Origin of the sequence: Pseudomonas simiae (assembly GCF_000934565.1) — a bacterium.
Lineage (GTDB): Bacteria > Pseudomonadota > Gammaproteobacteria > Pseudomonadales > Pseudomonadaceae > Aquipseudomonas > Aquipseudomonas simiae.
Genome location: NZ_CP010896.1, coordinates 2,104,789 through 2,116,934, shown reverse-complemented (window position 1 = coordinate 2,116,934; position 12,146 = coordinate 2,104,789). Strand labels below are relative to the sequence as shown.

Genomic DNA, 12,146 nt, shown 5'->3' with positions numbered 1-12,146 from the left:
CTGCCGTCACGCCTTTCGGCTAGAGTTCCAGCACCTGACAGGAGTCCGCCATGACCATCGCCTTCCCCCTGCACACCGTGCGCACCACCCTGCTCGACGTGGCTTATGAAGCCCACGGCCCACTCGACGGTACGCCGGTGATCCTGCTGCATGGCTTCCCCTACGACCCGCGCGGCTATGACGAGATCGCGCCGGTACTCGCCGCGCGCGGGTGTCGGGTGCTAGTGCCGTATCTGCGCGGTTATGGCCCGACGCGTTTTATCAACGAGCAGGTGATGCGTTCCGGGCAACAAGCGGCGTTGGCCAAGGACCTGCTGGATTTCATGGATGCGCTGGGCATTCCCCAGGCGACCCTCGCCGGCTATGACTGGGGTGGGCGTGCCGCGTGTATCGTCGCGGCGCTGTGGCCCGAGCGGGTGCGCGGGTTGGTGACCGGGGATGGCTACAACATCCAGGACATCGCCAAGTCACTGAAGCCCAGGGCGCCGGTGACGGAGCATCGCTTGTGGTATCAGTTCTACTTTCACACCCAGCGCGGCGTGGACGGCCTGACCGCCAACCGGCGTGAACTGTGCAAGCTGTTGTGGGCACTGTGGTCGCCGTCCTGGGCCGAGGGGCCGGGCCTTTATGAGCAGACCGCGTCGTCGTTCGATAACCCGGATTTCGTCGAGGTGGTGATTCACTCGTATCGCCATCGTTTCATGTACGCGCCCGGCGACCCGGCGTTGGAATCCATTGAAGCCGCGCTGGCCCTGCAACCGACAATTTCAGTGCCGAGCATTTCGTTGTGCGGCGCCGATGATGGCGTGGGCCCGCCGCCCGACGAGGATGATGACATCGAGCATTTCAGCGGGTTTTACCGACGCCAGGTGCTGCCGGGCGTGGGCCACAATATTCCTCAGGAAGCGCCACACGCCACGCTTGATGCGCTGCTTGAACTGCTTGGCGAAAAGCGCTCGCGGTAGGCCTGGGGCGTCACCGACAGGGCGCGAAGGAAGCTGCGTCGCAAGGTCTCTTCACAGCCAAACCCGCACTGCACAGCGATGCGTTTGATCGATGCGGTGCTGTCCGCCAGTTGGCGGCGCGCGGTTTCGACGCGGATCAATTCGACGGCGCGTGCCGGGGTCTGGCCGGTTTCGGCACGGTAGTGGCGCACGAAGCTGCGCTCGCTCATGCCGGCCTGGGCGGCCAGGGTGGGGATGTTCAGGTCGAGGGTCAGGTTTTCGGCCATCCAGGCGTGGAGTTCGGCGAAACGGCTGTCGTCCTTTTGCAGGGACAGGGTCACGCTGAATTGGGACTGACCACCGGGGCGCTTGAGGAACACCACCAGGTGCCGCGCCACTTCCAGGGCGATGGCGCGGCCCAGGTCTTCCTCCACCAGCGCCAGGCACAGGTCGATGCCAGCGGTGACACCGGCGGACGTCCAGACTGCACCTTGCTGAATGAAAATCGGGTTGGACTCCACCGTCAACGAAGGAAATTTGCGCGCCAGCTCTTCGCAACGGGTCCAATGAGTGGCCACGCGACAACCGTCGAGCATGCCGCTGGCGGCCAGCAGGAACGCGCCGGTGCAGACGGACGTCATGCGCCGGGTGTGTTTGGCTTTCTCGCGCACCCAATCCACCAGGGCCGGGTCTTCGGCAGCGCCGTACACGCCCCAACCGCCGGCGATCACCAACGTATCGCACGGCGCGTCCGCAGCCGGTAACGGCTCGGCCACCAGGGCCAGGCCGGCGGAGGTCATCACCGGTTCCGATTGGGCGGCGATCACCGACACCGCGTAAGGCAAGGGTTCGCCGCGCTGGCGCGCCAGGTCATTGGTGGAGGCGAACACCTGCAGCGGCCCGGTCACATCGAGCACCTGGGCATTATCGAAAGCGAGGACGTGAACGATTCGAGGCATGATTGGCGTGATTCGTGGCTTCAATGGCGTATTCGCCAAAGCCTAGGCCTCTAGAGTGAAGCCGTCCACCCCTTTCACGGAGCTTCATTCATGACCTTGCAGATCGGCTTTCTGTTGTTCCCCGGCATCCAGCAACTGGACCTCACGGGCCCCTACGACGTGCTGGGTTCACTGCCGGAGGTGAACCTGCACCTGGTGTGGAAAGACCTGGAACCCATCACCTCCAGCACTGGCCTGGTGTTTACCCCGACCATGACCTACGCCGACTGCCCGCGCCTGGATGTGATCTGCGTACCCGGCGGTTCCGGCGTGGGCGCACTGATGGAAGACCCGCAGACCCTGGATTTCCTCAAGGTCCAGGCACAGATCGCGCGCTACGTGACCTCGGTGTGCACCGGCTCGCTGGTACTGGGCGCGGCAGGTTTGCTACGGGGACGCAAGGCGACTACACACTGGGCCTACCACGACCTGCTCGCCCCGCTCGGCGCCATCCCCGTACACGAACGCGTGGTCCGTGACGGCAACCTGCTGACCGGCGGCGGCATCACCGCCGGCATCGACTTCGCCCTGACCCTGGCGGCCGAGTTGTACAGCGAGGCGGCGGCGCAACTGGTGCAGTTGCAGATTGAATACGCCCCCGCGCCACCCTTCGACTCCGGCCGCCCGGACACCGCGCCCCAGCACGTGCTGGAAGAAGCCAACAAGCGCACCGTCGAATCGCGCAGAGTGCGCGGTGAGATCGTCGCGCGCGCGGCGGCACGGTTGGGCTGACTCTGCCAAGCAGCTGCAGGCGCCGGCTTGTCGGCGATAGTCGTAGGTATCTAAACGCTAACCACGATGCGAAGGGAGCCGCTCTTGATCTTGATCTAAGGCGGTCCCCCAAATCCTTGTCGGATTACGGGCACACCGAGCCTAGGCGAGGTGCCGAGTGTTGGGGCAAGAGTCCTTTGCTTACTTTGGGCTGGGCCGGCATTCCGGCCTTTCCAAAGTGAGTCGCCGTAAGGGCGAAACCCATAGCAGCCGTTACCTAAATAACGGATAGGTACCCGGCCTGATCCAACATCCAGGTCGGCTGTCAGGCCGCCTTCGCAGGCAAGCCAGCTCCCACATTGATCAGCCGTACTCTCTTCAAGTCAGGTTGGGCGAGACATCACCGCCAAGCGCACCGCCAACACCGTCAACACCGTCGCCAACCCCCATTTCTGTAGCCAGGCCCCCTGTGAGCGACGGGCAAAAAACCGACTCAGCGCCCCACCGAAAATGCCCAACAGCCCATGAAATACAGCTGCAATCACGGTCAACACCCCCCCAAGCACCATCAACTGCACCGCAATGTCCCCTGCTTCCGGCCGTACAAACTGCGGCAAAAACACCACAAAAAACAGCAACGCCTTGGGATTGAGCAAGCTATTGAGCATGGCCTGCAAAAACACCCGGCCCAAGGGCACACGGTCGATGTGCCCCGCATTCGGCACGGGGCGTTTCTGCAAGGTCTTGAACACCAGCCACAACAGGTAGACCACCCCCGCATACCGGATCACGTCAAAGGATGGCGGCCAACTGGCAACCAACGCCGTCACCCCGGTAGCGGTCAAGGCGGTCAACAGCACGTCGGCCACGCCAATACCCAGGGCCGATGCCATCCCCCCGCGCCAACCATGGGTGACGCCATGACTGACCACAAAGGCCATGTTCGGCCCCGGGGACAACAGCAACAACAGCACAGCACCGGAAAATACCGCCAGGGTCGCCAGGTCGATCATGCTCAAGCCTTCCACCGGGAAAAGCCTGCAGATTAGTCCGTGCATCCAGGGCGGACAAAAAATTGTGCTGGATACATTGCGCTGCGGCAATTGCGAAGCGTCATGAGCAACGATTAGAATGCGAAACATTATCAATTAAGACAGCTGCGCCAGGATGCCCATGTCGAGCGATCACCCACTGGACCATGCCGCCATCGGCCAGCTTTACCATGCCCATCATGCCTGGCTGCGCGGCTGGTTGAGCCGCCGCACCGGCTGCCGCGAACACGCCGCCGACCTGGCCCAGGAAACCTTCGTGCGCCTGCTTAATGCGCGCAGGCAGCAAACCTTGCAGCAGCCGCGCGCGTACTTGAGCAGCATCGCCCGCAGCCTGATGATCGACCAATACCGCCGCCGCGAACTGGAGCGCGCCTACCTGGAAAGCCTCGCGCACTTCCCGCAAATCGAGGTGCCGTCGGAAGAAACCCGCCTGTTGATCCTCGACAGCCTGGAACGTATCGACCGTCTGCTCGACCAGCTCAAGCCGCGCGTGCGCGAAGCCTTTTTGCTGGCGCAACTGGATGGCCTGACTTGCGCACAGATCGCCCTGCGTCTCGGCGTGTCCAAGGCCACGGTGGAACGGGACCTGTCCAAGGCGCTGCACGCGTGTTACCGGTTGCGTTATGTCGAAAACTGACGCGCAGCTGGTCGACCAGGCGATCCAGTGGATGATCACCCTGCGTTTCAATGTCGCCGACGATGCCAGCACCGCCGCCTTCGAACGTTGGCTGCACACCAGCGCCGAACACCAGCGGGTGTGGCAGCGGGTGACAGCGATGAATGACGATTTCAATCATCTACCGGCCCAGGTCGGCCGGCATGCCCTGCGCGGGGCGCGCCAACGCATCAGTCGCCGTGAGGGCTTGAAACTGCTGGGCCTGGTGGCCGGCGCCGCGGGCTTGACCTGGCTCGGTCGCGACTACACGCCCCTGCCCGCCTGGATGGCCGACTATCGCACCGCGACCGGCGAACGGCGCTGGGTGGCATTGAACGATGGCAGCCGGATCCAGCTCAACAGCGCCAGCGCGATCGATGCGTCGCTCAACGCAGACCGACGCTTGGTGCAGTTGCGCCAGGGAGAAATCGTGGTGAATACCGGGGCCGACGACCGCCCTTTCTGGGTCCAGACCCGTGACGGTTACCTACGCGCCCTCGGCACGCGATTCCTGGTACGCGAAGACGCCTACGGCACTTTGCTCGCCGTGCAGCAAGGCGCGGTGGCGGTGTTTGCCGACAGCCAGACGGCCAGCGCACGCCAGGTCCTCAAGCCCGGCGAACAGGTGGTGTTCAACCGCAGCGGCATTCGCCCGGCGGTCGCCAACGGCCTGGATCCCTGGGCCTGGAGCGATGGCGTGATCAGCGCCCACCACATGCGCCTGGACGATTTTCTCACCGAACTGGGTCGCTACCGCAACGGCTTGTTGCGCTGCAGCGAGGCAGTGGCCGGGTTGCGGGTGTCGGGGACTTATCAGTTGGACGACACCGATCAGGTGCTGGGCCTGGTGGCGCAGTCGCTCAAGCTCGATGTCACGTACCGCAGCCGCTATTGGGTGACCGTTTCACCGCGCGTGTAAATTTTCAAAAATAAATGAGGTGAATTCTCATTGCCGCTCGACCTGTAAGGAAAGGCCGATCAACAGGCCAGTTTTATCCACTTCCTTCAGGAGCATCCCGCGGTCATGCAAGCGTTCCCTTCCCCTCGTTCCCCCCTCAAGCGTGCGGTACAGGCCGCCTTGCTTGGCGTCTGCCTGAGCAGCGCCTTGCCCGTGGCCGTGATGGCCGAAACCCCGGCCAGCGACACCCAGGCCCGCGACTGGAACATTGCTGCCGGTGCCCTGGCAACAGCACTGGACCAGTTCGCCCGCCAGGCCGGCATCAGCCTGTCGTACGACGCCACCAGCGTCGCCGGCAAAACCAGCCCGGGTTTGAGTGGCCGCTTTGATTCTCAGCAGGCCCTCGAACAACTGCTACGCGGCCAGGGCCTGCAAGCCCAACGCCAGGGCAACAGCACCTGGATGCTGCTGCCACAAGTGGCCGATACCGGTTCGCTGAACCTGGGCGCCACCCTGATCAACGGCGAACGTCTGGGCGCCACCACCGACGGCACCGGCTCCTACACCACCGGCGCGGTCACCATCGGCAAGGGCGAACACAGCCTGCGGGAAACGCCGCAATCGGTGAGTGTGATGACTCGCCAATTCATGGACGACCAGAACGTCACCACCATCGACGACGTGATGGAACGCACGCCCGGCATCACCACCTACGAGTCACCCATGGGCGGCAAGTACTTCTACTCCAGAGGCTTCAAGATGCTCGGCCAGTACCAGTACGACGGCGTGCCCCTGGACATGGGCAAGGACTACGTCCAGGCCGACAGTTTCAGCGCGAACATGGCGATTTATGACCGCGTGGAAGTCCTCAAGGGCGCCGCCGGCATGCTCAAGGGCGCCGGCACCGCCAGCGGTGCGGTGAACTTCGTGCGCAAGCGTCCACAGGCCAAGCCCACCACCAGCTTGTCGCTATCGGCCGGCACCTGGGACAACTACCGCGCCGATGTCGACACCGGCGGTCCGTTGAATGACAGCGGCACCCTGCGTGGTCGCGCGGCGGTGAGCCAGCAGACGCGTGGGTCGTACATGGACATCGCCAAGCGCCAGGACCAGGCGTTCTACGGCGCGCTGGATTTCGACCTCACGCCGGACACCACCCTGGGCGTCGGCGCCAGCTACGAAGATGTCGACGCCACGCCGTGCTGGGGCGGCCTGCCGCGCTATGCCGACGGCAAAAGCGCCAACCTGAGCCGCTCGACCTGCCTGGGCCAATCCTGGAACGACTGGCAAAGCCGGCGCACCACGTTCTTCGCTGATGTAACCCATCACTTCAACGATGATTGGAAACTCAAGGTCGCGGCGGTCCACAGCCGCAACCTGCAAGACACCAAGTATGCCGCCAGCGAAGGCACCATCAACTATGGCAACCCGGCGCCCACGGCCAACTCCTATGCTGCGTTGATGGACTACGACCACAAGGACTTCGGCCTCGATGCCTATGTGGACGGCAAGTTCGAAGCCTTTGGCCTGGAGCATGAGCTGATCCTCGGCGCCAACGGCAGCCGTGGCACCCAGGACGATGTGTACGCGATCCAGAACCTGCCCAAGCGCCAGAGCATCTACCAGCCCGACCACCACTTCCCTGAGCCGGATAACAACACCTTCTGGCCGAACATGTATCGCGGCGGCACGGTCAAGGAAACCGCCACTCAATACGGCACCTACGCGACCTTGCGCTTGCGCCTGGCCGAGCCCTTGATGTTTATCGTCGGCAGCCGCGTGAGCTGGTACGAGAACCGTCGCCAGTCCAACAACCTGGCCTGGGGTGAATGGGCAGTGCAGGACGCACGCACCAAGGAAACCGGTGAAGTCACGCCGTTCGCCGCGCTGATCTATGACCTCGACGAGCACCTGTCGGTGTACGCCAGCTACGCGGATATCTTCCAGCCGCAGAGCTCTTACGCCACCGTCGATGGCGCGGCACTCAAGCCCAAGATCGGGGACAACTACGAGCTGGGGATCAAAGGCGAATGGTTCGACGGACGCCTCAACAGCTCCGTGGCACTGTTCCGCGCCATCGAGAAAAACGGCGCCGAATCCGACTACACCACGATGTGCCCGACCTCCGCCGATGGTTATTGCTACACCGACACCGGCAAAGTGCGCGCCCAAGGCGTGGAGACCGAAATCAGCGGTGAATTGCTCGAGCGCCTGCAGCTTTTCGGCGGCTACACCTACACCCAGACCAAGTCTCTGAAAAACATCGACAGCCAGGTCGAAGGCGGTTCATCCAACACTTACGTGCCTCGGCACATGCTGCGATTGTGGGGTGACTACCAGCTCGACGGCGCGCTGGCGAAATGGAGCGTGGGCGCCGGGGTCAATGCCCAAAGCAGCAACTACCGCGTGCAAACCATCAAGCTCGAACAGGCCGGGTATGCGACCTGGAGCGCACGCATGGCGTACCGCATCGACGACACCTGGACCGTGGCGCTCAACGGCAACAATTTGTTCGACAAAAGCTATTACAACACAGTCGGTACCGCCTCCTGGGGTAACTTCTACGGCGAACCACGCAATTTCACCGTTAGTTTAAAAGGCAACTTCTGATCGGGCGAACGCCCCGGTGGCAGGGCAGTAAGTACGCCCTGCCACGCTCTATTTGTCCCCCTTTCCTTCCCCGCCTCAAAAAAGGTTTTTCCTTTAAGCAGGAAAAATCCGACATTTGTTCCTACACTCAAAAACACACCTTATTAACGAGTGTCCAGACAAGGAGCGTCAATAAAATGCCTCAAAAAAGACTAATTAACCTATCTAGCACGCCACTTCCGCGCAGCGGTCAATTAATTGACAGGTCTCAGTAAGGACACACGCCTTTAGTCACCACCCCAGTCACTACCCTGCAAAATCCATTCAAATGGATAGCTGCATTTGCAATGAAAAGTTGCGTATTACCCAGAGTAGCCAGTTTGTCCAGCGCGCTAAAGCAGCCTGCTGCTTTATTGAACAAACAATCAAACAGCGAAGTCTGGAGTGCAATGAGGGATGTTTTTATGCGAGAGAAGTCGTCTGTCGACAGTTTGTTTTTAACGCGCGCCGGTTTTGTTGAGTTCTTTGTTGTTTTCGTCAAGTTGATCCATGGCCTGACGGCCATTTTGCCTCCACTGGTCCTGGTACTCTTCCTGGACCCGATAGACCCTGAGCTGCGCGCCCACTTCCTGGGCCTGCTGGTGTTTTTCGCGGTCCTGACCATTATTCTGTTCCAGGCCCTGGGCACCTATTCCGAAGAATTGTTCAGCAACCGGCTGCGCCTGAAAGCCAAGATCAAGGCCTGGACGGCGGCTTTTTGCATCCTGCTATTCATGTACCAGATCCTGCAGTTCTTCCCGCAATTGACCCCACGCAACCTGGTGACGTGGTACATCGTCAGCCTGGGGCTGTTTTGTCTTGAACGCCTGGTAATGCTGCGCCTGTACCGCCGGCTGATGCGTGCCGGCAAATACCTGCAACGTACGGTGATCCTGGGCTTTACCGACACCGCGGTGCATGTCGCCGATCATTTGCAGCGCAACGGCGATATTCGTTCCGGCCTGGTCGGCTTCATTGATGACCGCACCGAACGCATTCCCAAGGAGCTGAGCAACCTGCCCCTGTTGGGCAACACCCGCGACCTGGAAAAACTGATCCGCGCCGAGCAGGTCAACCAGGTGATGATCTGCCTGCCCTGGGCCGCCGAACAACGCATTCACGGCCTGGTCAACCGCCTGCGGCAGTTGTCGGTGAACGTCGTGCTGGTGCCGGACATGGCCGCCCTGCGCTACGGCCACAGCAAAATCACCGACGTGGGCGGCATCCTGATGTTCAACACCTCGCAGTTGCCGCTGCGTGGCTGGTCGCCGGTGATCAAGCGCTGTGAGGATTTGCTGCTGGCCAGCCTGGCGTTGGTGGCGCTGTCGCCGGTGATGCTGGCAACGGCGATTGCCATCAAGCTCGACTCCAAGGGCCCGGTGTTGTTTCGCCAGAACCGCTATGGCTACAACGACAATGAAATCCGCGTGTTCAAGTTCCGCTCGATGTACACCGACCAGAGCGACTTCACCGCCGAACGCCAGACCACTCGCGAAGACCCGCGCATCACCCGCGTGGGCCGCATCATCCGCAAGACCAGCATCGACGAGCTGCCGCAACTGTTCAACGTGCTGCTGGGCAACATGTCCATGGTCGGCCCGCGTCCGCATGCCACCGCCACCAAGGCGGCCGGGGTTCCCTTCGAGGTGGCGGTGAGCGAGTACAGCTCTCGGCACCGGGTCAAGCCGGGCATTACCGGCTGGGCGCAGATCAATGGTTACCGGGGTGAGACCGACACCCTGTTCAAGATCCAGAAACGTGTCGAGTACGACTTGGAGTACATCTCCAAGTGGTCGGTGTGGTTTGACTTGTACATCGTTTTCATGACGGTCCCGGCCGTCCTTTCCACCAAGGAAGTCTATTGATGAACACACTCAACGGATTAATTCCCTGCATCATTTCCGGTGGTTCGGGCACGCGGCTGTGGCCGGTGTCTCGGCAGAACATGCCCAAGCCGTTCATGCGCATGCGCGACGGCCAGAGCCTGCTGCAGAAAACCTTCCAGCGCGCCGCCAAATTGCCCGGCGTGGAAAGCGTGTTAACAGTGACTAACCGTGACCTGCTGTTCCGCACCCTGGATGACTATCGCCTGGTCAACAAGGCCCACCTGCCCCTGGACCTGCTGCTGGAGCCGTTCGGTCGCAACACCGCGGCGGCGATCGCCGTGGCGGCGCTGCATGTGCAAGAACATTTCGGGGGTGAGGCGCAGTTGCTGGTGATGCCTGCCGACCATTTGATCCTCAATGAAGTGACGTTCGCCGAGGCCGTGACCCAGGCCCGGGACCTGGCCGAAGCCGGCTACCTGGTGACTTTCGGCATCCAGCCGGACCAGCCGGAAACCGGCTTTGGCTATATCGAACAAGGTGAACGGCTGGGCACGGGCAACCGGGTCAAACGCTTTGTGGAAAAACCCGACCTGGCCACTGCCCAGGCCTACCTGGATGGCGGCAAGCACCTGTGGAACGCCGGCATGTTCTGCTTCAAGGCCAGCACCCTGGTGGACGAACTCGCCACCCATGCACCTGACGTGCTGGAGGCTGCGCGTGCCGCCCTGGACCACAGCCAGAGTCTGCAGAACAAGACCTCGCGCCAGCGTGAACTGGACTCGGAGGCCTTTGGCAGTGCGCCGGATATTTCCATCGACGTGGCGCTGATGGAGAAGTCCACGCAAGTCGCCGTGGTCCCCTGCGATATTGGCTGGAGCGATATCGGTTCCTGGGAAGCCCTGCGCCAGCTCACCCCGAGCGACGCTCATGGCAATCAGGTCAATGGCGAAGCGATTCTGCATGACGTGCACAACTGCTACATCGACTCGCCCAAGCGTGTACTTGGCGCCGTGGGTGTGCGTGACCTGATCATCGTCGACACCCCGGATGCCCTGCTGATCGCCGACGCCCACCGCAGCCAGGATGTGCGCTACATCGTCGCCGAGCTCAAGCGTCAAAACCATCCGGCGTACAGCCTGCACCGCACCGTCACCCGGCCGTGGGGCACCTACACCGTGCTGGAGGAAAGCAGCCGTTTCAAGATCAAGCGCATCGTGGTCAAGCCTCAGGCATCGCTGTCACTGCAGATGCACCACCATCGCAGCGAACACTGGGTGGTGGTCAGCGGCGCGGCGCAAATTACTAACGGCGAGCGCGAATTCCTGATCAACGCCAACGAGTCCACCTACATTCCGGCCGGGCACAAACACCGCCTGACCAACCCCGGCATCATTGACCTAGTGATGATTGAGGTGCAGAGCGGCGAGTACCTCGGCGAGGACGACATTGTGCGCTTCGACGACATCTACGGGCGCGCCCCGGCAGACGTGAAGAAATAACATGCGCACGTCACTGATTATCCCGACCCGCAACGCCTCCAGCCACCTGGCGCGTCTACTGCCGGCGCTGCGCATGCAAACCCTGCAACCTGACGAGATGCTGGTGGTGGACAGCGCCTCCAGCGATGACACGGTGGCGCGCTTTCGCGAGTTCGGCGCACGGGTCGAGGTGATCGACGCGCGTGACTTCAACCACGGCGGCACGCGGCGCTGGGCCAGCGAACAAGTGTCCGGCGACGCGCTGATCGTGATGACCCAGGACGCGATTCCCGCCACCCCCGAGACCTTCGCCAATCTGCTCGCCGAATTGCAGCAGGACCCGCTCAACGGCGTGGCGTACGGCCGCCAGTTACCCCACCCCGATGCGGGTGTGCTGGGTGCACAATCGCGGCACTTCAACTACCCCGAACAGAGCCGCAGCAAGAGCCTGGCCGATGCGCCGGAGCTGGGGATCAAGACCTGCTTCAGTTCCGACTCGTTTTCCGTGTACCGGCGCAGTGTGCTGCAAGCGGTGGGCGGTTTTCCGGCGGATGTGATCGGCAGCGAAGACGCCTATGTGGCGGCGCGCATGCTGCTCGAAGGCTACAAGGTGCGCTACGCCGCCACGGCGCTGGTGCATCACTCCCACGATTACAAGCTCTTGGATGAGTTTCACCGCTACTTCGATATTGGCGTGTTCTACGGTCGCGAACCGTGGATCAAGCAGGCCTTTGGCGACGCGGGAGGCGAAGGCAAGCGCTATGTGCTGGCCGAACTCGCGGCCTTGCGCAAAGCCGGTGCCTTGTACCGCGCCCCCGAAGTATTGGTACGCAGTGCGTTCAAACTGCTCGGCTACCGGCTGGGCCATCTGGAGCGTCGCCTCCCCCTCGCCCTCAAGCGGCGCATCAGCATGTTTCCCGGTTATTGGAGGTGAGCATCATGCCCTACAGGAAGTC

Annotated in this window: 11 protein-coding genes; 8 read left to right on the top strand and 3 right to left on the bottom strand. The window is 62.1% G+C overall.

Going from position 1 to position 12,146, the window contains the following annotated elements; translation table 11 throughout:
* The first annotated feature begins 50 nt into the window (after positions 1-50).
* Positions 51-965 carry an alpha/beta fold hydrolase gene (locus PF1751_RS09700; RefSeq protein ID WP_021492062.1) on the top strand — a complete coding sequence of 305 codons (915 nt, stop codon included), beginning with the start codon at positions 51-53 and terminating at the stop codon, positions 963-965.
* On the opposite strand, the gene PF1751_RS09695 is transcribed toward PF1751_RS09700, so the two are convergent.
* Positions 899-1,903: a GlxA family transcriptional regulator gene (locus PF1751_RS09695; protein ID WP_038453072.1), complete on the bottom strand. Its 1,005-nt coding sequence runs from the start codon at positions 1,901-1,903 to the stop codon at positions 899-901. The genes PF1751_RS09700 and PF1751_RS09695 overlap by 67 nt on opposite strands.
* A 90-nt stretch (positions 1,904-1,993) precedes the next feature.
* On the opposite strand from PF1751_RS09695, the gene inhA reads away from it, so the two are divergent.
* Positions 1,994-2,674 (top strand): isonitrile hydratase, encoded by a 681-nt coding sequence (inhA, locus tag PF1751_RS09690; protein ID WP_044286945.1) that lies wholly within the window; start codon positions 1,994-1,996, stop codon positions 2,672-2,674.
* A 362-nt stretch (positions 2,675-3,036) separates the two neighbouring features.
* Here the strand turns inward: inhA and PF1751_RS09685 are convergent, their stop codons facing one another.
* Positions 3,037-3,666 carry a LysE family translocator gene (locus PF1751_RS09685; protein WP_021492065.1) on the bottom strand — a complete coding sequence of 210 codons (630 nt, stop codon included), beginning with the start codon at positions 3,664-3,666 and terminating at the stop codon, positions 3,037-3,039.
* Between the two features lie 160 nt (positions 3,667-3,826).
* On the opposite strand from PF1751_RS09685, the gene PF1751_RS09680 reads away from it, so the two are divergent.
* The 3 genes from PF1751_RS09680 to PF1751_RS09670 all read left to right on the top strand — a co-directional run bounded on the left by PF1751_RS09680 (position 3,827) and on the right by PF1751_RS09670 (position 7,868).
* Positions 3,827-4,342 (top strand): sigma-70 family RNA polymerase sigma factor, encoded by a 516-nt coding sequence (locus tag PF1751_RS09680; RefSeq protein ID WP_044286943.1) that lies wholly within the window; start codon positions 3,827-3,829, stop codon positions 4,340-4,342.
* Positions 4,329-5,279: a FecR domain-containing protein gene (locus PF1751_RS09675; RefSeq protein ID WP_021492066.1), complete on the top strand. Its 951-nt coding sequence runs from the start codon at positions 4,329-4,331 to the stop codon at positions 5,277-5,279. Before PF1751_RS09680 ends, PF1751_RS09675 begins: the two co-directional genes overlap by 14 nt.
* A 105-nt stretch (positions 5,280-5,384) precedes the next feature.
* On the top strand, positions 5,385-7,868 hold the full coding sequence (locus tag PF1751_RS09670) for a TonB-dependent siderophore receptor (RefSeq protein ID WP_044286942.1): 2,484 nt from the start codon (positions 5,385-5,387) through the stop codon (positions 7,866-7,868).
* A 247-nt stretch (positions 7,869-8,115) separates the two neighbouring features.
* Here the strand turns inward: PF1751_RS09670 and PF1751_RS29170 are convergent, their stop codons facing one another.
* Positions 8,116-8,412, bottom strand: a complete 297-nt coding sequence (locus PF1751_RS29170) for a hypothetical protein (protein ID WP_162484834.1) — start codon at positions 8,410-8,412, stop codon at positions 8,116-8,118.
* Between PF1751_RS29170 and PF1751_RS09665 the strand changes: the two genes are divergently transcribed.
* Genes PF1751_RS09665 through PF1751_RS09655 form a run of 3 tightly spaced genes read left to right on the top strand, consistent with a single transcriptional unit; the run spans position 8,312 to position 12,124 of the window.
* Complete coding sequence (locus PF1751_RS09665; RefSeq protein WP_044286941.1) at positions 8,312-9,751, top strand: undecaprenyl-phosphate glucose phosphotransferase; 1,440 nt, start codon at positions 8,312-8,314, stop codon at positions 9,749-9,751. The genes PF1751_RS29170 and PF1751_RS09665 overlap by 101 nt on opposite strands.
* Positions 9,751-11,211, top strand: coding sequence for a mannose-1-phosphate guanylyltransferase/mannose-6-phosphate isomerase (locus PF1751_RS09660; protein WP_021492068.1), 1,461 nt, complete (start codon positions 9,751-9,753; stop codon positions 11,209-11,211). Before PF1751_RS09665 ends, PF1751_RS09660 begins: the two co-directional genes overlap by 1 nt.
* Before the next feature lies 1 nt (position 11,212).
* Positions 11,213-12,124, top strand: coding sequence for a glycosyltransferase family 2 protein (locus PF1751_RS09655; RefSeq protein ID WP_010211549.1), 912 nt, complete (start codon positions 11,213-11,215; stop codon positions 12,122-12,124).
* The last annotated feature ends 22 nt before the right edge of the window (positions 12,125-12,146 follow it).

Bases quoted from the DNA above. Each gene is read 5' to 3' on its own strand.
- PF1751_RS29170 (WP_162484834.1), bottom strand. From the start codon at position 8,412: ATGGCCGTCAGGCCATGGATCAACTTGACGAAAACAACAAAGAACTCA.
- PF1751_RS09680 (WP_044286943.1), top strand. From the start codon at position 3,827: ATGTCGAGCGATCACCCACTGGACCATGCCGCCATCGGCCAGCTTTAC.
- PF1751_RS09660 (WP_021492068.1), top strand. From the start codon at position 9,751: ATGAACACACTCAACGGATTAATTCCCTGCATCATTTCCGGTGGTTCG.
- PF1751_RS09655 (WP_010211549.1), top strand. From the start codon at position 11,213: ATGCGCACGTCACTGATTATCCCGACCCGCAACGCCTCCAGCCACCTG.
- PF1751_RS09700 (WP_021492062.1), top strand. From the start codon at position 51: ATGACCATCGCCTTCCCCCTGCACACCGTGCGCACCACCCTGCTCGAC.
- PF1751_RS09695 (WP_038453072.1), bottom strand. From the start codon at position 1,903: ATGCCTCGAATCGTTCACGTCCTCGCTTTCGATAATGCCCAGGTGCTC.
- PF1751_RS09685 (WP_021492065.1), bottom strand. From the start codon at position 3,666: ATGATCGACCTGGCGACCCTGGCGGTATTTTCCGGTGCTGTGCTGTTG.
- inhA (WP_044286945.1), top strand. From the start codon at position 1,994: ATGACCTTGCAGATCGGCTTTCTGTTGTTCCCCGGCATCCAGCAACTG.
- PF1751_RS09665 (WP_044286941.1), top strand. From the start codon at position 8,312: ATGCGAGAGAAGTCGTCTGTCGACAGTTTGTTTTTAACGCGCGCCGGT.
- PF1751_RS09675 (WP_021492066.1), top strand. From the start codon at position 4,329: ATGTCGAAAACTGACGCGCAGCTGGTCGACCAGGCGATCCAGTGGATG.
- PF1751_RS09670 (WP_044286942.1), top strand. From the start codon at position 5,385: ATGCAAGCGTTCCCTTCCCCTCGTTCCCCCCTCAAGCGTGCGGTACAG.